At 68.8% G+C, this 17,591-nt stretch carries 13 protein-coding genes; 2 read left to right on the top strand and 11 right to left on the bottom strand.

Annotated elements, in window-relative coordinates; translation table 11 throughout:
* Positions 1 to 26: 26 nt before the first annotated feature.
* Complete coding sequence (locus QTH97_RS18600; protein WP_286569894.1) at positions 27 to 1,376, bottom strand: DUF1329 domain-containing protein; 1,350 nt, start codon at positions 1,374 to 1,376, stop codon at positions 27 to 29.
* A 94-nt stretch (positions 1,377 to 1,470) separates the two neighbouring features.
* Positions 1,471 to 3,168 (bottom strand): DUF1302 domain-containing protein, encoded by a 1,698-nt coding sequence (locus QTH97_RS18595; protein ID WP_286569893.1) that lies wholly within the window; start codon positions 3,166 to 3,168, stop codon positions 1,471 to 1,473.
* A 245-nt stretch (positions 3,169 to 3,413) separates the two neighbouring features.
* On the opposite strand from QTH97_RS18595, the gene QTH97_RS18590 reads away from it, so the two are divergent.
* Together QTH97_RS18590 and QTH97_RS18585 are read left to right on the top strand one after the other, a co-directional pair.
* A complete protein-coding gene (locus QTH97_RS18590; protein ID WP_286569892.1) occupies positions 3,414 to 4,940 on the top strand; it encodes a DUF3300 domain-containing protein in 1,527 nt (508 codons plus the stop codon).
* 17 nt (positions 4,941 to 4,957) lie between these two features.
* Entirely contained in the window at positions 4,958 to 5,881 is a 924-nt protein-coding gene (locus QTH97_RS18585; protein WP_286569890.1) for a DUF2950 domain-containing protein, read from the top strand.
* A 40-nt stretch (positions 5,882 to 5,921) separates the two neighbouring features.
* On the opposite strand, the gene QTH97_RS18580 is transcribed toward QTH97_RS18585, so the two are convergent.
* From QTH97_RS18580 to QTH97_RS18540, 9 genes are all read right to left on the bottom strand, one after another.
* Complete coding sequence (locus QTH97_RS18580) at positions 5,922 to 6,917, bottom strand: Bug family tripartite tricarboxylate transporter substrate binding protein (RefSeq protein ID WP_286569889.1); 996 nt, start codon at positions 6,915 to 6,917, stop codon at positions 5,922 to 5,924.
* A gap of 22 nt (positions 6,918 to 6,939) precedes the next feature.
* Complete coding sequence (locus QTH97_RS18575) at positions 6,940 to 7,956, bottom strand: YeiH family protein (RefSeq protein ID WP_286569888.1); 1,017 nt, start codon at positions 7,954 to 7,956, stop codon at positions 6,940 to 6,942.
* Positions 7,957 to 7,962: 6 nt separating this feature from the next.
* Positions 7,963 to 9,606 carry a 3-(methylthio)propionyl-CoA ligase gene (locus QTH97_RS18570; RefSeq protein ID WP_286569887.1) on the bottom strand — a complete coding sequence of 548 codons (1,644 nt, stop codon included), beginning with the start codon at positions 9,604 to 9,606 and terminating at the stop codon, positions 7,963 to 7,965.
* Between the two features lie 40 nt (positions 9,607 to 9,646).
* A complete protein-coding gene (locus QTH97_RS18565; protein ID WP_286569886.1) occupies positions 9,647 to 11,002 on the bottom strand; it encodes an MFS transporter in 1,356 nt (451 codons plus the stop codon).
* A gap of 29 nt (positions 11,003 to 11,031) precedes the next feature.
* Positions 11,032 to 12,003 carry a quinone oxidoreductase family protein gene (locus tag QTH97_RS18560; protein ID WP_286569885.1) on the bottom strand — a complete coding sequence of 324 codons (972 nt, stop codon included), beginning with the start codon at positions 12,001 to 12,003 and terminating at the stop codon, positions 11,032 to 11,034.
* Positions 12,004 to 12,043: 40 nt separating this feature from the next.
* Positions 12,044 to 12,640 carry an RBBP9/YdeN family alpha/beta hydrolase gene (locus QTH97_RS18555; RefSeq protein ID WP_286569884.1) on the bottom strand — a complete coding sequence of 199 codons (597 nt, stop codon included), beginning with the start codon at positions 12,638 to 12,640 and terminating at the stop codon, positions 12,044 to 12,046.
* A gap of 2 nt (positions 12,641 to 12,642) precedes the next feature.
* Positions 12,643 to 13,701, bottom strand: coding sequence for a beta-keto acid cleavage family enzyme (locus tag QTH97_RS18550; protein WP_286569883.1), 1,059 nt, complete (start codon positions 13,699 to 13,701; stop codon positions 12,643 to 12,645).
* Between the two features lie 49 nt (positions 13,702 to 13,750).
* Positions 13,751 to 14,674 (bottom strand): TauD/TfdA dioxygenase family protein, encoded by a 924-nt coding sequence (locus QTH97_RS18545; protein WP_286569882.1) that lies wholly within the window; start codon positions 14,672 to 14,674, stop codon positions 13,751 to 13,753.
* Positions 14,675 to 14,845: 171 nt separating this feature from the next.
* Positions 14,846 to 17,506, bottom strand: coding sequence for a helix-turn-helix transcriptional regulator (locus QTH97_RS18540; RefSeq protein WP_286569881.1), 2,661 nt, complete (start codon positions 17,504 to 17,506; stop codon positions 14,846 to 14,848).
* Positions 17,507 to 17,591 lie beyond the last annotated feature (85 nt).

The raw sequence follows: 17,591 nt of genomic DNA, 5'->3' as shown, positions 1-17,591 counted from the left end.
TGTTTCCGTGCGGGCTTGCGGTGCGCTCAGCGGATGCCGGTGCCGGCCAGCGAGTCGGGCGTCCAGTCGCGGTCGGACATCGGCTTGGTGTGGCGCATGCCGCCGGTCTCGGCGATGAAGCCCGTCAGCGAATAGACGCGCGACACGAGGTCGTAGTGGCCGAACATGTCGGTGTACGGTGCCGGGAGGTCATAGCTCGGCGCCATGTAGGCGAAGCCGGCGCGGTACATCTGGCCGCGTGCGTCGTAGTTGTCCGATGCCAGCGCCGACCAGGAGTCCTCGTCGAGGTAGAAGGTGCGCTTGCCGTACACGTGACGCTTGCCGTCACGCAGCTTCGCCTCCACGACCCACACGCGGTGCAGCTCCCAGCGCACCAGATCCGGGTTCAGGTGGTTGGGCTTGAGCAGGTCGTCCTGCTTGGCCTGGTACACCGCCTCGTAGGCGTTGTAGGGCACGTACATCTCCTTCTTGCCGAGCAGCTTGAAGTCGAAGCGGTCCATCGAGCCGTTGAAGATGAAGGTGTCGTCGAAGGTGGTGGCGCCGGCGGTGCCGGGGTTGGGCGTGTCGTAGGACAGATCGGGCGCGACCTTCACGCGGCGCTGGCCGGGCAGGTAGCTCCAGGCGCGGCGGTCCTTCTGCCCGATGTCGAGCGGGTCGACGATCATCAGCGCCTCGCCGGCACGGCGCGCCGGGCCGGTGTAGGTGAGCTTGATGCGCCAGAAGGTGTCGGCATCCTGCTTCGCGGTGTCCCAGAACGGATAGTCCTGCACGCTCACGCCTTCGGTGGCGAGCACCGGGCGGCCGTTGGCGTCGACGTTGAGGTTGCGGTACTTGGCTTCGTAGCTCTGGCCGTTGAAGCGCACGAGATGGTTCCACATCGCCTCGTAGCCGTCCTTGGGGATCGGGAACGGAAAGCCCGCGTGCACGCCCTCGATGGAGCGGCCGTCGTTGGCCGTCTTCGCGTTGACGGCGTTCTTCACGGTGTTGTCGGTCACGAACTTGGGGAAGGCCACGCTGCGATGCGTGGGGTAGACGTCCACACGGAAGCTGGGGTACTTTTGCAGCAGCGCCTTGGTGCCTTCGGTCAGGCGGTCCGCATGCTCGGTCATGTTCTTCGCGTCGATGACCAGGCGGGGCTTGTCGCCCGCGAAGGGATTGGGCCGCACGCCGTCGCCGGCCTTGAAGCCCGCGGGTGCCGAGGTCAGTCCGCCGCTGTAGGCCGGGATGGTGCCGTCCTTGTTGGCGGCCTTCTCGGCGCCGACCGGCGTGAGTGCGGCGCCGAGCGCCTTGGCTTCGTCGGCGCTGAGCGCGGCATGCGCCGTCAGGCCCGTGGATGCGGCGACGAGGCCGGCGAGGAGTTGTCGTGAGATGTTCATCTTCGTTTCCTTCAAGGAAAAAGGAGGTCCGCCCCCGGGGTTCCTTGATGCCCCCGGGGTGGTTGGATGGCCGCGCGAGCGGCCCTGGAAAGACTCAGAAGGTGGTCTTGAAGGTCAGGCTGATGAAGCCCCGGTCCTTCAGCAGCGTCGTGAAGCCGTTCTGCGCGATCACCTGCGTGGCGTTGGCGCGGTAGCGGCCGAGATAGTCGATGTACTTCAGGTCGAAGCGGTACTTCTGGTACACGTCGGCGCCGAGGCCGATGCTGTAGTTGCCGTTGTCCTGGTTGCCGCCGAAGATCGTGGCTGCATTGCCGCTCAGGCCGATGGCATAGGTGAGCGGCATCGACAGGTCCACGCCCGGCCACACCTGGAACCAAGTGGGCGTGAAGGCGATGCTGGTGCCGAGGTAGTTCTTGGTCGTGCAACCGTCCCACTTGTCCTTGCCGACGCAGGGCGCGAAGCCTTCGGCAAAGAAGAGATTGGCGCCGCTGCGCACCTTGGACCATTGCGACCAGACCAGCTCGACCGCCCAGGAGGCGGTGTCGAACACCGCCGTCTTCGGAATCACGCCGACGGCGTTGACGAGGCCGTGGTAGGTGTCGCCGCGCGGTCCGTTGGTCTCGCCTGGCGCGGGCAGGCCCGGCGCGATGCCCAGCACGGTGCTGTTGAGCGGCGTGTTGTGGCGATAGGAGAGTTCGGCGCCGACGCTGATGCCGGCGATGTTCTTCGCCAGGCTCACGCCGTACATGTCGATGTTGTCGGCGTAGATGAGGTTGTAGCGGCTGATGCCGGGACCGACGCGCGTCAGGAAGGTCTGCGGCAGCTTGTCGGCGAAGTTGCGCCAGTAGAAGCCCAGCGTGCCGTCGAGCCACGTCGGGCTCCAGCGCGCCGACAGGCCGCCTTCGCCGCTCTGCCCGGGCTCCGACGGGTTGCCGCGGGCCGCGAAGCCGAGAGCCTGCGAGAGGAACTGGCGGTCGGGGCCGTTGAACACGAAGTCCACCGGGCCCAGGTAGGTGCCGCCTTCAGGGTAGCGGAATGCCTCCCACTGGAACATGTACTGCGCGCCCACCGACAGCGTGTCGGTGATTTGCGCCGACCCCGACACCTGGTTGAGCGGACGGAACAGTTCCTTGGCCTCCACGCCTGGCGTGGCGAAGCCCTTCTGCAGGTCGAGCGGGTTCTGCGCATAGGCCACGCCGTGAAGGTTGCCGCCGAGGAAGAGCGACTCGCCCCAGTAGAGGGTCTGGCGGCCGAGCTTGCCGCGCACCGGCACGTTGCCGATGTCGGCGCCGCCGAACACGAAGGCATCCAGCATTTCGCCCGAAGGGCCCTGGTAGAAGCGGGACGTGTAGTCGCTGTAGCGCTTGTTGACGTAGCTCGGGATGTTCGACAGCGGCGGGAGCGGGTTGGTGCGGCTGTTGTCGCCATAGGCGGCGTCGTACCAGCCTGCGGCACTGACGCGCGCGCCGAAGTTCTTCTTGTAGACGATGTCGAGTTCCGTCAGCAGGTCCAGGCGCTCGGTCACCGCTTCGCCGCGGTCGAAGCTGTAGGTGCCTTCGTCGGACACGACGGAATTGCCGATCTTGTTGTCGCGGCTTTCCACGCGGTTGCCGTAGTTCAGGCGCACCGTGTTGTCCCAGCGAACTTCGAGGTCGGGATTGCCGGTGTTGATCTCGAAGCCGTGGGCGGCATCGGTGGCGAACACGGCGGCGAGTACAGCGATGCCGACCGCGCTGAGTCGGGCAGAGGGACGACCAAGGGTGGCCCCTGAGAGGGGTCTCGGATGGTTCAAGAGGGCTCCAGATGTTGTTGTGACTGTGTGAGCCGGCGTCAGCGCACGGCCACTCGACTCACGGGGGAAATTCTGGGTTTTGGAAGGGTTGCGGCTCCCCCTCTTGATTGGGGGGTGCGGGGTACTCGCAATCCACTCCCCCTCCAGCGTGCCGCGCCATCCAACTTTGGTGCGATGGTCGAAGCGCCCTCGGTTTTCTATGCTGGGGTGGCAGCGATGCCGCTGGTCCCGTGAAAGGCTGTGCCATGAACACTCGAACCCGACACCTGGCTGCCGCGATGTGCCTGCGCACGGCGCGGACTGCACGCGCCCTGATCGGCATCCTCGCGCTCGCATGTTCCACCCTCGCCGCCGCGCAGGAGGCCCCTGCCTTCACGCGCGAGCAACTCGACCAGATGATGGCGCCGATCGCGCTGTATCCCGATTCGCTGTTGTCGCAGGTTCTGATGGCTGCCACCTACCCGGCCGACGTGGCCGACGCCGCGAGATGGTCCAAGGCCAACCCCAGCCAGAAGGGGGACGCCGCCGTGAAGGCCGTTCAGAACCAGTCCTGGGATCCGAGTGTGCAGTCGCTGGTTGCCTTCCCGCAGGTGATCCAGATGATGGGAGACCAGCCCGACTGGGTGCAGAAGCTGGGCGACGCCTTCCTGGCTTCGTCGAAGGACGTCCTCGACGCGGCCCAGCGCCTTCGCACCCAGGCCCAGCGCTCGGGCAATCTCAAGTCGACGCCGCAGCAGAACGTGGTCGTCGAGCAGGAGCCGCAGACCCAGCAGACGGTCATCAAGATCGAGCCGGCGGACCCGCAGACCATCTACGTGCCCGCCTACAACCCCGCGGTGGTGTATGGCACATGGCCCTACCCGGCCTACCCGCCCTACTATTACCCGCCGGTGGCCGGCTGGTATCCGGGTGCGGCGCTCGCCACGGGCATCGCCTTCGGCGTGGGCGTGGCGGCGGTGGGTGCGCTCTGGGGCAACTGCAACTGGGGCGGCGGCAACGTCAATATCAATGCCAACCGCTACAACAGCATCAACACCAACCGCCAGATCTCGGCCAACCAGAGCAACTGGCAGCACAACGCGGCCAACCGCAAGGGCGTGCCCTACCGTGACGCGCGCAGCCAGCAGCAGTTCGAACGCGGCGTGGGCGGTGCGGATCAACGTGCGGACTACCGCGGCCGCGACGGAGCGCGCGATGCGCAACGCCAGCAGGCGCAGTCGGCGCTGGAGCAACGGGGCATGGACCCGGGCGCAGGACGCGAGAACCTGCGCAACGACCCGGGCACCCGGGACCGTGCACAGCGGGCGGCCGAGGGCACGGGCCGCGACCGTGCGGGCGCCGGGGATCGCGGCGGTGCCGGTGGCAATCTCGGCGGTGGCGATCGTGGCGGTGGCGATCGCGGCGGTGCCGGTGGCAATCTCGGCGGTGGCGATCGTGGCGGTGCAGGAAGCAACTTCGCCGGCGGTGACCGCGGCGGCGGCAATCGCGGTGGCGCCGGGGGCAATTTCGGCCAGGCCGATCGCGGGTCGGCGCAGCCGGTGCAGCACCGGGGCGGCGGCGACAACGCGCTGCGCGGCGCAGGCGACGGCAGGGACACCCGCCAGCAGATGGATCGGGGCGCGGCCAGCCGGCAATCGGCGGGCGCCGGAGGCGGCCACGCCCGGCCGAGTGGCGGGGGTGGGGGCGGTGGCGCCCGAATGAGCGGCGGCGGTGGCGGTGGCGGTGGACGCGGCGGCGGCGGCGGCGGTCGTGGCGGTGGTGGTCGCCGCTAGCGCACAAGGAGCGAGCCATGTCCCTCTCATCATTCACCGGAAAGCACGCCATGCCCCATGCACTTCGGCTTATCGCCGCCCTGGCCATCGCTGCCGCGGCGCTCGCCTGCGCCCCCGCATCGGCCCAGCGCGTCTATCCGACACCGGAGGCCGCGGCGCAGGCATTCACCGACGCCATCGCCACCAACGACCTCGCAGCGCTGCACATCGTGCTGGGTCCCGAATGGCGGCGCTTCGTGCCTCCCGGAGAACTCGATCGCGAGGACATCTACGCCTTTCTCGAAGCGTGGTCGCGCAAGCACGGCATCGTTGCGGAAGGCAATGACAAGGCCCTGCTGGCGGCGGGCGACGGCGACTGGACCTTGCCCATACCCATCGTGAAGGCGGGAAGCGGATGGCGCTTCGATCCGCGCGCCGGCGCCGACATGATGCAGACCCGCCGAATCGGCCGGAACGAATTCGCGGCGATGCAGGCGGCGCTGGCGTACTTCGATGCGCAGCGTGAATACGCGCGGACCGACCACGACGGCAACGGCGTGCTCGAATACGCGCAGAAGATCGTCAGCACGCCCGGCCGGCGCGACGGGCTCTATTGGCCCGACGTGGCCGGCCAGCCTCTGAGCCCGCTGGGTCCGATCTACGGCGGCTCGAAGCCCGGCCAGGGTTACCACGGCTACCTGTTCAAGATCCTGAAGGCGCAAGGCCCGAATGCTCCCGGTGGCGCGTACGACTACGTGATCGGCGGCCGTATGCGCAGCGGGTTCGGCCTGGTCGCCTGGCCGGTGCGCTACGGTGAATCGGGCGTGATGACCTTCGTGGTGAACCACGAGGGCGTGGTGTACGAGAAGGACCTCGGGCCCGGCACCGACGCTGCCGCGCGCGCCATGAAGCGTTTCGACCCGGATTCGAGCTGGCACAAGGCACCCGTTCCCGGGGTCTGAGGAGGCTCGATATCCCGGGCGCCGGACTCCGTCGCCCGAGTCACTCCGGCTTGAAGTTGATCGACTTCAGCACCTCGCCCATGCGGGCGTAGTCGGCCTGCAGAGACTTCGACATCTGCTCCGGACTGCGCGGCTGCGCGGCCTCCAGGCCCGTCCCCTCGATGCGCTCGCGCACCGCAGGCTGCGCCAGGACCTTGAGCACCGCCTCGCGCAGGCGCGCCTGCACGGGCGCGGGCACGTCGGGCTTGACCCACAAGCCCATCCACCCGATCGCTTCGAGCTGCGGGTAGCCGAGTTCGGTGAAGGTCGGCACGTCCGGAAGCATCGGGGAGCGCTTCGGCGTGCTGACGGCGAAGGCCTTGAGCTTGCCGGCCTTGATGAGGGGCAGCGAAGTGGCCATGCCGTCGAACATGAGCTGCACGTGGCCGCCCATCACGTCGGTCAGGGCCGGCGTCGATCCCTTGTAGCCCACATGCGCCATGTCGATGCCGGCCGCCTTGTTGAGCTGCAGGCCCAGGACGTGCGATACCGTGCCGGCCGTGTAGGAGGCGTAGTTGACCTTGCCGGGCTGGCCTTTCACCCAGGTCATCAGCTCGCCAAAGTTCCGCGCGGGCAGCGAGGGTGAGCCCACCATGACAAGGCCGCCGCGTGCCAGTTCGGCCACCGGCTTGATCTCCTGCGCCATGTCGACCTTGAGGTTGACGATGTGTGGAATCTCGCTCACCAGCGAATTGACGCCGACCAGCAGCGTGTGGCCGTCATGCGGCGCCTGCGACAGTTCGTTGACCGCAAGCACGCCAGCCGCGCCGGGCTTGGGATCGACGATGACGGGCTGGCCGATCTCGCGCGAAAGGCCGTCGGCCACCACGCGCGCAATCACGTCGGCCGAGCCGCCGGCCGGACCGGCCACGACGATGCGCAAGGGCTTCTCGGGCCACTTCGCGGGCGCCTGCGCCTGCGCGCCGAGGGCGAACAGGCCGGCGCCGATGAACATTGCGGCGCACACGGTGCGGCGGGCTTTGGAATCGAAGGTCATGGTTGAACTCTGGATGGTGATTTCAAGATGCCCAGCGCAGCAATGCAAGCACGAGCAACGCGAGGAAGATGGTTTCCCCCAGCATCAGCATCACGGGCTTGAGGCCGACCGAGGCGAGATCCCGCAGATGGGTCTTCATGCCAATGGCGGCGATGGCCGACACCAGGCACCAACGGGACAGGTCGCCGCCGAGGGAGACGATGGGTCCGGCGATCCAGCCGGCACTGTTGACCGCGACCAGCGCGGCGAAGGCGACGGCGAACCACGGCAGCAGCGGCGGCCGCTTGCCGATGACCTGGCCCGAGCGCGCGGCCGCACGGCCGAACGCGACGGCGAACACGATCACCGGCAGCAGCATCGCCACGCGCATCAGCTTCACCAGCGTGGCGACGTCCCCGGTCTCGCGGGACATGCCGTAGCCCGCGCCGACCACCTGCGCCACGTCGTGGATGGTGGCGCCGAGGAACACGCCAGCCTGGCGGTCATCGAGCCCCAGCAGGTGGGCCAGCGTCGGGTAGACGATCATGGCCAGGGTCGACAGGGCCGACACGCCGACCACGGTGAAGAGCGTTGCACGCTCCTTCAACGGATGCGCCGGCAGCGCCGCCGCCAGCGCGAGCGCCGCCGATGCGCCGCAGATCGCCGTCGCCCCGCCGGTGAGCAGGCCGAACACGCGCTGGAACCCCATCAGGCGCGCGGCGAGCATCGACAGGCCGATGGTCAGCGCCACCGAGAGCAGCACCAGCAGCACCGGTTGCCAGCCCAGCGCCGCCACCTGCGCGGCCGTGATGCGCAGGCCCAGCAGCGCAACGCCCACGCGCAGCACCTGCCGGGCCACCAGGTCGATCCCGGGCGCGCAGGGGCCGTCGCTCGAGAGGAAGTTCATGGCCATTCCGAGCAGCAGCGCGAACAGCATGACCGGCGCACCGTAGTGCTGCGACAGGAAGGTAGCGGCTGCCGCCACCACGATGCTTGCCAGAACACCGGGAAAGAGCAGTCGGCCGCGCTGCGGCCAGGCGGCGATGGACAGGGTGGACATCGTGCGTCAGGCCGTGGGCAACCGGTGGTCCCGGAACAGGTCCCGCAGCCTGTTCTTCTGCATCTTGCCGGTGGCGCCAAGCGGGATCTCGTCGACGAAGACCACGTCGTCCGGGGTCCACCAGCGCGCGATGCGGCCTTCGTAGAAGCCCAGCAGCTCGGCGCGGGTGAGTTGCGCGCCGGGCTTCTTCACGACCACCAGCAGCGGCCGCTCGTCCCACTTGGGATGGCGCGCCGCGATGCACGCGGCCATGTGCACGCCAGGATGGTCCATGGCGATGTTCTCGAGATCGATCGAGCCGATCCACTCGCCGCCGGACTTGATGACGTCCTTGCTCCGGTCGGTGATCTGCATGAAGCCATCCGCATCGACGGTCGCGATGTCGCCCGTGGGGAACCAGCCGGTGCCCTCGGCGTCGCGCACCAGCGGGTCGCCGCCATCGTGACGGAAGTACTCGGCGATGACCCACGGCCCGCGCACCATCAGCTCGCCGGCGCTCGTGCCGTCGCGCGGCAGTTCGCTGCCGTCCTCCCCCACCACCTTGATGTCGACGCCGAACACCGCCCTGCCCTGCTTGGCCTGCACCGCGAGCCGCGCTTCGCCTTCGAGCGCGAGCTGCGCGGGCTTGAGCGCGCACACCGTCCCGACGGGGCTGGTCTCGGTCATGCCCCAGGCGTGCAGCACGTGCACGTCGTAGCGTTCCTGGAAGGTCTGCAGCATTTCGCGCGGGCAGGCCGAGCCGCCGATGACGGTGCGGCGCATGGTGCTGAAGCGCAGGCGGTTGGATTCGACGTGCGCAAGAAGCCCCTGCCACACCGTCGGCACGCCGGCCGAAAGGGTCACGCGCTCGCTCTCGAACAGGTCGTAGAGCGACTTGCCATCGAGCCAGGGGCCGGGCAGCACGAGCTTGGCGCCGACCATGCACGCGACGTACGGCAGGCCCCAGGCGTTGACGTGGAACATGGGCACGACCGGCAGGATGACGTCGCGCGCCGAGCAGTTCAGCGCATCCGGCATGGCCGCGGCGAAGGTGTGCAGCATCGTCGAGCGGTGGCTGTAGAGCGCACCCTTCGGGTTGCCCGTGGTGCCCGAGGTGTAGCAGAGGGACGAGGCGGCGTTCTCGTCGAAGCGGGGCCAGGCGAAGTCCGGCTCGTGCGCATCGATCAGGTCCTCGTAGCACAGCAGGCCGGGCAGGCTCGGCGACACCGGCATGTGGGCGCGATCGGTCATTGCGACGAAGGCCTTGATGGTCTTCACGCGCGAGGCGACGGCCTCGATGAGCGGCAGGAAGGTCATGTCGAAGAACAGGACCTGGTCCTCCGCATGGTCGGCCAGCCACGTCACCTGGTCGGCGTGCAGGCGCGGATTGAGCGTGTGCAGGACGGCGCCCGAGCCGGAGGCCGCGTAGTACAGCTCCAGGTGGCGATAGCCGTTCCATGCCAGCGTGGCGACGCGCTGGCCGGGCTCGATGCCCATCGCCGCGAGGGCGCGGGCCATGCGGCGTGCGCGCTGTGCGAGATCGCGGAAGGTGTAGCGGTGCACGTCGCCCTCGACGCGGCGGGAGACGATCTCCTGCGATCCGTGGTGGCGCTCGGCATGGGTGAGGAGCGAGGAGATCAGCAGCGGCTGATGCTGCATGAGGCCGTTCATGGTGTCTTGTCCTGGAGGATGGGAAGTGGATGGGGGACGCTCAGGCCATGGCCTTGCGCGACGGGATGGGCGGGATGCCGGATGCATCGGCCGGCGCTTCGCTGGCACGCAGCAGGTCGCCGCCGTAGCTGCGCGCCGCGGCCATGAAGGCCAGCGCGGCCAGGATGCCGAAGGCCGGCATGACGGCCAGCGTGGTCTGGAGGCCCCAGGCGTCGGACAGCACGCCCGCGATGAAGGGACCGGCGGCCAGCCCGAAGAGGTTCTGGAACAGCGCCAGCACCGATGAGCCGGTGGCACGCACGCCGGGATGGATGACGTCGATCACGACGGCGGAGACCGGGCCCACCGTGCAGGTCATGAGGAAGCCGCCGAAGGCAATCAGCGCGAACTGGGCCTGCGCCGACAGGACGATGCCGAAGCGCTGCGCGCCGAAGGCCGTGCCCAGCACCAGCAGCGAGGCCACGCACAGCAGTGCCATCGCATGCAGCTTGGCATGCGGACGGCGTTTGCCGGCGCGGTCGACCATTGCGCCCCACAGCACGCTGCCGACCGCGCCGCACAGCACCACCAGGGCTGCACGCACGGCGGCCTGCTCGGGCGCGAGGCCGTGCACGCGGTTCAGGAAGCTCGGCAGCCACGACCACACGGCCGAGACGACGACGAGCTGCGCGGCGCCGCCCACGCACACCCACGGCAGCGTGCGCGAGCGGAACAGCCCCTGCGCCACCGCGATCGCCGCGCTGCGCGTGGAGCGCGCAGCCCGTTCGAGCCGGGGCGTGAGTTCGACGGTGCGGTAGTCGCGGACCTTGAGATAGAGCAGTGCGAGCACCAGGCCGGGCAATCCGACCACGCCGAACGCGGCCTGCCAGCCCCAGCGCGCTGCGATGAGCCCGCCAAGCATCACCCCCAGCACCGAACCGATCGATGCCGAGGCGAAGAACCCGGCCAGCAGCGCGCCGCGCAGCCGCGAGGGAAAGTGGCTCGCGATCAGCGCCGCACCCACCGAGCCGTAGCCGGCCTCGCCGAGTCCGACCAGCGAACGCGCCGCCAGCAGTTGCCCGTAGTTGCGCGTGAACATGCAGGAGATGGTGGCCATGCTCCAGATCGTGGCCATGGCGACGATGCTGCGCACGCGGCTGGAACGGTCGGCGATCAGCGCGACCGGCAGCGCGCCCAGCGCGACGGTGACCGACACGACCGAGACCAGAGCGCCGAGTTGCTTGTCGGACAGGCCCCAGTCAGCCTTGAGATAGGGGAACAGCGAGACGATGACCTGGCGGTCGATGTAGTCGACCATCATCAGGCCGAGGGTCATCGCGAACGCGAACCAGGCTTGGCGCCGGCCGATCAGGTAGCCCTCGGCGTCGCCTGGGCGGGCTTGGAGTGTGGGCGTCATGGCAGTTGTACCGGGTGGTCGGCAGTGCCTCAGGGCACCAGCACAGTGGCGCCGGTGGTCTGGCGCGACTCCAGCGCGCGGTGCGCCTCGGCGGCATCGGCCAGGGCGAACATCTGCTTGGGCTCGCCGCGGATCTTGCCGGCCAGGACCAGGTCGAAGAGCTCGGTGGCCATGTCGAGCATGTGCGAGCGCGGCGTGGCGTAGTGGACCATCGCCGGGCGTGTGACCCAGACCGAGCCCTTGACTGCGAGCTGCATCGTGTCGATCACGACCGGCCCCGACGAGGTGCCGTTGCTCACCAGCGTGCCGCGCGGCTGCAGGCTGTCGAGCGACGCCTGCAGGGTGTCCTTGCCGACCGAGTCATAGACCACCGGCACGCCCTTGCCGTCGGTGAGCTCGCGCACGCGCGCGGCGATGTTCTCGCGCGTGGTGACGATGGTGTGCGTGCAGCCGTTCTCCCTGGCGATGGCGGCTTTCTCGTCCGAGGAGACGGTGCCGATCATGGTGACGCCGAGCGCCCTCGCCCACTGGCAGGCGATCAGGCCCACGCCGCCGGCGGCCGCGTGGTAGAGGATGGTCTCCCCACCCTTGAGCGGATAGACCTGGCGGAACAGGTACTGCGCGGTCATGCCCTTCATCATGAGCGTCGAGGCCGTGCGGTCGGAGATGCCGTCGGGCAGCGGGATCAGCCACTCGGCCGGCATCACGCGCACGTCCGAGTAGGCGCCCTGCGGGCCCATGAGATAGCCCACGCGCTGGCCGGCCTGCAGATCGGTCACGCCGGGGCCGACGGCCTCGACGACACCGACGGCGTCGGAGCCGAGCCCGTTGGGCAGCGGCATCGGGTAGCGGCCGGTGCGGAAATAGATGTCGATGAAGTTGACCGCGACATAGGTGTGACGGACGCGGACCTGGCCGGGACCGGGATCGCCGACCTCGACGTTCTCGAGTTGGAGCACTTCGATGCCGCCCGTCTGATGCAGGCGTATGGCTTTGGACATGATGAGGTTTCCTTGGGGGATGTGTTGGATCGCGGCCGCGTCAGTCGGCCATGGAAAGCGGCGTGGACAGGTCGCGAAGGAGGTAGTGGGCCAGCGGCCAGGGTCCGTATCCCGAGGCCGGGTTGAGATGCCCGACCTCGCCCATGTCGATCAGCTCGCTGCCCCAGTCGCGCGCGAGCGTGGCGACACGGTCGAAGGCCGCGAGCGGGTCGTTGCGGCTGGCAACGACGATGCTGCGGAAGGGCAGCGTCCTGCGTGGCACTGGCAGCCAGCCTGCGTCGTGGAGGGCCTCGATCGTCGGATAGCCCTCCGGCATGGGCCGCTCGAAGTCCGGCGGCGTCGCCAGCAGCGCACCCTGCACCGGGCGCCGCGTGCGCCGTGCCCAATGGGCGACCATCAAGGTCCCGCCGCTGTGGGCGACGATGACCAGCGGCCCCGCGACGAGGTTGGCAGCGCGCTCGATGGCGTCGACCCTGGCTGCGCAATCGAGGTCTTCGCGCCCCATGGGCGGCACCGTGCGCACCTTGCGGCCGCGGGCCTCCAGTTCGGCGGCCAGCAGCGTCTGCCAGTGCGCGTCCACGTGGTCGCGCAGTCCGGGGACGATGAGAACCGTCGGCAAGGCGAGCGCTGCATTCATGGTCACGCCACCTTGCGCAGGTAACCCTGCTGGCGTCCCGGGGGATTGGGCGCGAAGCCGTTGGCCACCAACGTTTCCTCGACGGTGTCGTAGAAAACGCCGATCTTCAGGATCTCGCGGGCTTCCTTGCCGTTCGCGACCTCGCGGCCGAATTCGCGCGACATGCGCACCAGCTGCTCGATCTGCTGCACGGTCGTCATCTTTGCCGTGCGCGACTGGTTCCAGAGGTTGTCCTCGATGCCGCAGCGCACGTGCAGGCCCATGGCCATGCCCATCATGTTGATGGGCAGCACGTTGCGCATGCTGCTTTCCACCGTCAGCATCGCGCCGTCGGGGATGGCCCGCAGGAAGTTGGCCAGGTTGTAGATGTTGGGGGCGTCCATGCCGCCGCTGATCGCCACCCAGTTCATCACCAGCGGGCCCTTGTAGACGCCGCGGCGGATCAGGCGCTCCACGGTTTCATAGCTGTTGATGTTGTAGAACTGGAATGCGCTCTGGATGCCGGCGGCGCTCAGGCGGCGAACGTGCTCGTCGATGAAGCCGGGGCCCGAGGGCACGATCATCTCGCGGTAGGCCGCATTGATCTCCGGGTCGGCCAGGGACGTGCCGGCGATGTCTTCCGCCTCCATGTGCTCCAGCACGTTCATCTGCGTCGTGTTGACGGTGACCGTGACCTGGTCCGGCTTCGGATCGAGCTCGGCGAGCATGTGGCGCGTGTCGTCCTTCAGCCACTGCGCTGCGGCGCCGTCGGTCTCGGGTGCGAAGGAGATGGAGCCGCCGACCTGGATGACCATGTCCGGCACGGCCTTGCGCACGCCGGCGATCAGCTCGTTGAACTTGGACAGCCGCTTGGAGCCCCTGCCGTCCAGTTCGCGCACGTGCAGGTGCAGCACCGAGGCGCCGGCGTTGTAGCAGTCGACCGCCTTCTGCACCTGCTCTTCCATCGTGACCGGGATGTCCTGCGGGAAATCGGCCGGAATCCACTCGGGGCCATAGGGCGCGGCGGTGATGACCAGCTTGTCCTGGTTTTCGGGGAACAGCGATCCGTCGAGGAAATTCATGGTTCGTCTTTCTGTGTCGTTGGAGTGAAATCGAGGGCGGGCTTGCGGCTCAGTAAGTCGCTTCGCCCATGATCCCGGCACGCTCCATCTTTCGATGGCAGGGCGGGTAGTCCATCACCGCGTAGTGCTGGGTGGAGCGGTTGTCCCAGAAGGCAACCGTGTTCTTCTTCCAGCGGAAGCGCACCTGGAACTCCGGCACGTTGGCCTGGCTCACGAGGTAGTTGAGCAGCAGGTTCGCTCCGGGATTGGCGTCCTGGCCGAAGCGCACGTTGGCCGGCGTGTGATAGTTGGTGAAGTGGGTCGTGAAGGCGTTGACGAACAGCACCTTCTCGCCGGTTTCCGGATGGATGCGTACCACCGGGTGCTCGGCATCAGGAAACTGCGCCCGCAGCGCCAGGCGCTTTTCGATCGGCATCGCGGCACCGAAGCTGGCCTCGATGCTGTGGCGGGCCCGGAGGCCGGCGATCTTGGTCTTGATCTCCTCGGGGAGCCGCGCATAGGCCTCGACCATGTTGGCCCAGACCGTGTCGCCGCCCACCGGCGGGCACTCGACGCAATGCAGCACGCAGCCGAACGGCGGCTTCTCGCGCCAGGTCGCGTCGGTGTGCCAGGCGTTCTCGTAGCGGTCGTTCGGCGTGTCGGGCGACTTGTAGATGCGCACGAGTCCCGGATAGTCCGGGTCGCTGCCGGCAACCGGGTGGTCCTCCAGCTCACCGAAGTGGCGCGCGAAGGCCACGTGCTCGGCGCGCGTGATCTCCTGGTCGCGGAAGAAAAGCACCCGGTGCTTGAGCAGCAGGCTGCGGATCTCCGCCACGAGCGCCGGGTCGCGAGACGCGGCACCCAGGTCGACATTGCCGATCTCGGCGCCGATGGTGCAGGTCAGCGGCTCCACATGGAGGGATGTCTTCAGCGCCGACGCGTGAACGACGGCGGGTGCGCCTTGAAGCGGATTTTCGGAACTGGGCGGGGTCATGCTGCTTGTCTCCTTGGTGGCCAGATCGGCCCTCGTGTGTCGCGGATGGCGCCGGCCCTGTGGGGCAGCGCTCGAGTCAACGAAGGTTAAGGAGAGACAGCCCCGCGCACCCCCCCATCGCAGAGGGGGGTGGGGTCATTTGTGTGGCAGGGCGTTACAGCCGGCCGGCGCCTACTGCAGCAGGCCGAGGATGCGCGCGCGCAGCACCACCTGCTTGCGCGAACCTGCATCGAGCTTGGCAAAGAGGTTCTTCATGTGCCACTTGATCGTTTCTTCGCCGACCTGCATCGCCAGGGCGATTTCCTTGTTCGACAGGTTGCGCGTCAGCAATTCCAGCACCTCGCGCTCCTTGGGGGTGAGGGCCGTGCTCGGCGTCGCCTGCAGCCGCGCCGGGGCCGCAGGACGCTTTTCCTCGGCCGGCGCGGCCTCCCCTCCCTTCCCTTCGATCTCCCGCGCCCACGTGCCGAGGTCGGGGTGGGCGTCGTCGAAAACGCGCAGCAGGCCGTAGGCGCGCGCCAGTCCCGCCACCTCCCGCAGCAGCGGCTGCGCCGCCTTCTCGCCACAGCGGTCGAGGGCGAAGGCCCGCAGCCCGACGATCTCGATGTGAAGACGGCCCTGCTTGAGCTGTTGCGCCACTTCGTCGGCCCGCGTCAGCGCTTCGAGCGCGCCGCGCCAGTCCTGCGCCGCAATGGCCGCCAGGCCCCGCCCGAGTTCGCGCAGCGGGCTGACGCTGCGTCGCCAGAGCGGCCCCTCGGGCAGGCCGGCCTCGGCGAGGACCGAATCGATCCGGTCGCACAGCTCACGGCAGGTCTGGCCCCGGTAGTGGCGCGCATGCAGGCGCACCTGCTCGGCGAGGCTGGCGATGCGCAGCCGTGGCAGCCGGCGCGATACGCCGACCGCGTGCAGCGCTTCGAGCAGTTCGATCGCGCGATGCTCCGCACCCTCCGCGACGGCGATACGGGCCAGGGTCCGGTAGCTCAGGAGCAGCACCTCGGGCAGTCCGCTGCGCTCGACCACGTCGAGGCGGTTGGCCAGCAGAGCCACAGCCTCGTCCGGCCGGTCGCGTTCCCAGACGGCGGAAGCCAGCAGCGCGGCCAGCATCGCCACGAAGGAACTGCGCCGGCCCAGGGCCGCCTCGGAACTCGCCAGCGAGGGCCGCAGCAGGTTGTCGGCCAGCAGCACCTGGCCCTCCCACACGTAGCTCAGGGCGATGATGAATTCGCCCCACCTTTTCACATAGTCGGGTGTGCGGCCGCCCGGCACCCGCGGCGCCTGCTGCTGCCTGAGGCGGGCCAGGGCCGGATCGCCGTCCAGCAGCGTGCGAAAGGCAGTGCGGTTGGCGTGGATCTGCTTCAGCAGCGGATCGTCCAGGGGCGGAGCCTCGGCCCATGGGTCGTGCAGGCTGGCGAAGCGATCGGGTTCGTCGGCGAACACCGCCGCGCCGCTCAGGATGAGCGCGCACTCGCAACGCAGCTCGTCGTCCGCCCCCGGCAAGGCGAGGATGCGGGCGACCAGCCGTCCGGCTTCCTCGTGCCGTTCGCTGATCGCCAGGGCCCACGCGATGGCGAGCAGGAGGCGCGGACGCCGATCGAGCTCCGCCGCAGGCAGGCGCTCCACCCACTCGACCACCGCGTCGATGCGGCCATGCATGGTCGATTCGTACAGGCTGCGCTCCGCCAGTTCGTAGGCGAGGTCGTGCTGGCCGGCGAGCAGCGCATGCCCCGCCGCCGCTTCGAGGCGCCCCCGCTCGGCCAGCCACGGCACCGCGCGTGCGTGCAACCGGGCCTGCTCGTCGGCGGGAAGCATCGCGAAACGCTGGCGCAATGCGTCGCGCGCCAGGTTGTGGACCCGCAGCCATTCACCCCGCTCGCTCGTGATGAAAACCGGGGTGTCGTTGCACATCCGCTCCAGCCGCTCGGCAGCGTCGTCCACCCGCGCGACCGAGCGGCAAAGGTCGGCATGCAGGCTGTCGAGGATGGAAATTCGGGTGAGAAACGCGAGGTCGTCCGGGTCCAGGTTCGCCAGCAGCGTGCCGACGAGCTGGTCGCGCGGCTTGCCGCCATGCGTTGCCATCGCCTGCACTTCGGCGCGAGGATCGGCAGCCAGCTCGACCACCGTCAATGCGAGCTGCAGGCCCAGCGGCCATCCCTCCGTCAGCTCGTGAAGACGCGCCGCCGTGTCGCTGTCGACCCGCGCGGCGAAGCGCGCCCGGACCAGCTCGAGCGTTTCCTCGAGACGGAAGCGCAGCGTTTCCTGCCCGACGACGGCGCACTGGCCGTAGGCGATGAGGTCGTCGATGTCGAGATTGCAATCGACACGCGTTGCGACGACGGTGCGCAGATTGGGCGGCGCGTTGCGCATCAGGTAGGCCAGCGCGCCACGCGAGTCGGCAGGCAGGCGCTCGGCTTCGTCGACCATCAGCACGACGTTCAATGCGGTCTGTGCCACTTCCGCGAGCCAGACCGTGATGCCTTCGAGCTGGCCGAGGCCGGGGGGCGCTTCGAGCAGCGTGTGCCCGAAAGTCGGACGCCCCGCTGCCTGGCGGACCGCCAGCGCAAGGCCTTGCGAAAGCCGTCGCGGTTCGTCGCGCTCCTGTGCGGACAGCCACGCGACAACGGCCCCTTGCGCCAGATGCTGGCGCCGCCACTGCGCGAGCAGCGAGGTCTTTCCGAAGCCGGCAGGCGCCTGCACCAGGATCGCCGGGCAATCGAGCTGGCCGCCCTCGCCCGAAAGCAGGCGCGCCCGCGCTACGAGATGGCGCGGGACGCGCGGGGGCGACACCTTGAGCAACAGCTCGTCGGCGATGCCCGCGAAGCCAGGGAAGGTTGCCAAGTGAGTCTCCAAGGCGGCGTCGATGGCCAGCGCCTGCATCGACGTCGTTCGCGAAATGGTAGCCGTTCGTCGCTGCGAGCAGGCC

This window comes from Variovorax gracilis (assembly GCF_030317115.1).
Taxonomy (GTDB): Bacteria; Pseudomonadota; Gammaproteobacteria; order Burkholderiales; family Burkholderiaceae_C; genus Variovorax; species Variovorax gracilis.
This window is presented reverse-complemented; position numbering and strand designations above follow the sequence as displayed.

Coding starts and splice junctions, on each gene's coding strand:
- QTH97_RS18590 (WP_286569892.1), top strand. CDS start 3,414: ATGAACACTCGAACCCGACACCTGGCTGCCGCGATGTGCCTGCGCACG.
- QTH97_RS18585 (WP_286569890.1), top strand. CDS start 4,958: ATGTCCCTCTCATCATTCACCGGAAAGCACGCCATGCCCCATGCACTT.
- QTH97_RS18545 (WP_286569882.1), bottom strand. CDS start 14,674: ATGACCCCGCCCAGTTCCGAAAATCCGCTTCAAGGCGCACCCGCCGTC.
- QTH97_RS18550 (WP_286569883.1), bottom strand. CDS start 13,701: ATGAATTTCCTCGACGGATCGCTGTTCCCCGAAAACCAGGACAAGCTG.
- QTH97_RS18555 (WP_286569884.1), bottom strand. CDS start 12,640: ATGAATGCAGCGCTCGCCTTGCCGACGGTTCTCATCGTCCCCGGACTG.
- QTH97_RS18570 (WP_286569887.1), bottom strand. CDS start 9,606: ATGAACGGCCTCATGCAGCATCAGCCGCTGCTGATCTCCTCGCTCCTC.
- QTH97_RS18600 (WP_286569894.1), bottom strand. CDS start 1,376: ATGAACATCTCACGACAACTCCTCGCCGGCCTCGTCGCCGCATCCACG.
- QTH97_RS18580 (WP_286569889.1), bottom strand. CDS start 6,917: ATGACCTTCGATTCCAAAGCCCGCCGCACCGTGTGCGCCGCAATGTTC.
- QTH97_RS18560 (WP_286569885.1), bottom strand. CDS start 12,003: ATGTCCAAAGCCATACGCCTGCATCAGACGGGCGGCATCGAAGTGCTC.
- QTH97_RS18565 (WP_286569886.1), bottom strand. CDS start 11,002: ATGACGCCCACACTCCAAGCCCGCCCAGGCGACGCCGAGGGCTACCTG.
- QTH97_RS18575 (WP_286569888.1), bottom strand. CDS start 7,956: ATGTCCACCCTGTCCATCGCCGCCTGGCCGCAGCGCGGCCGACTGCTC.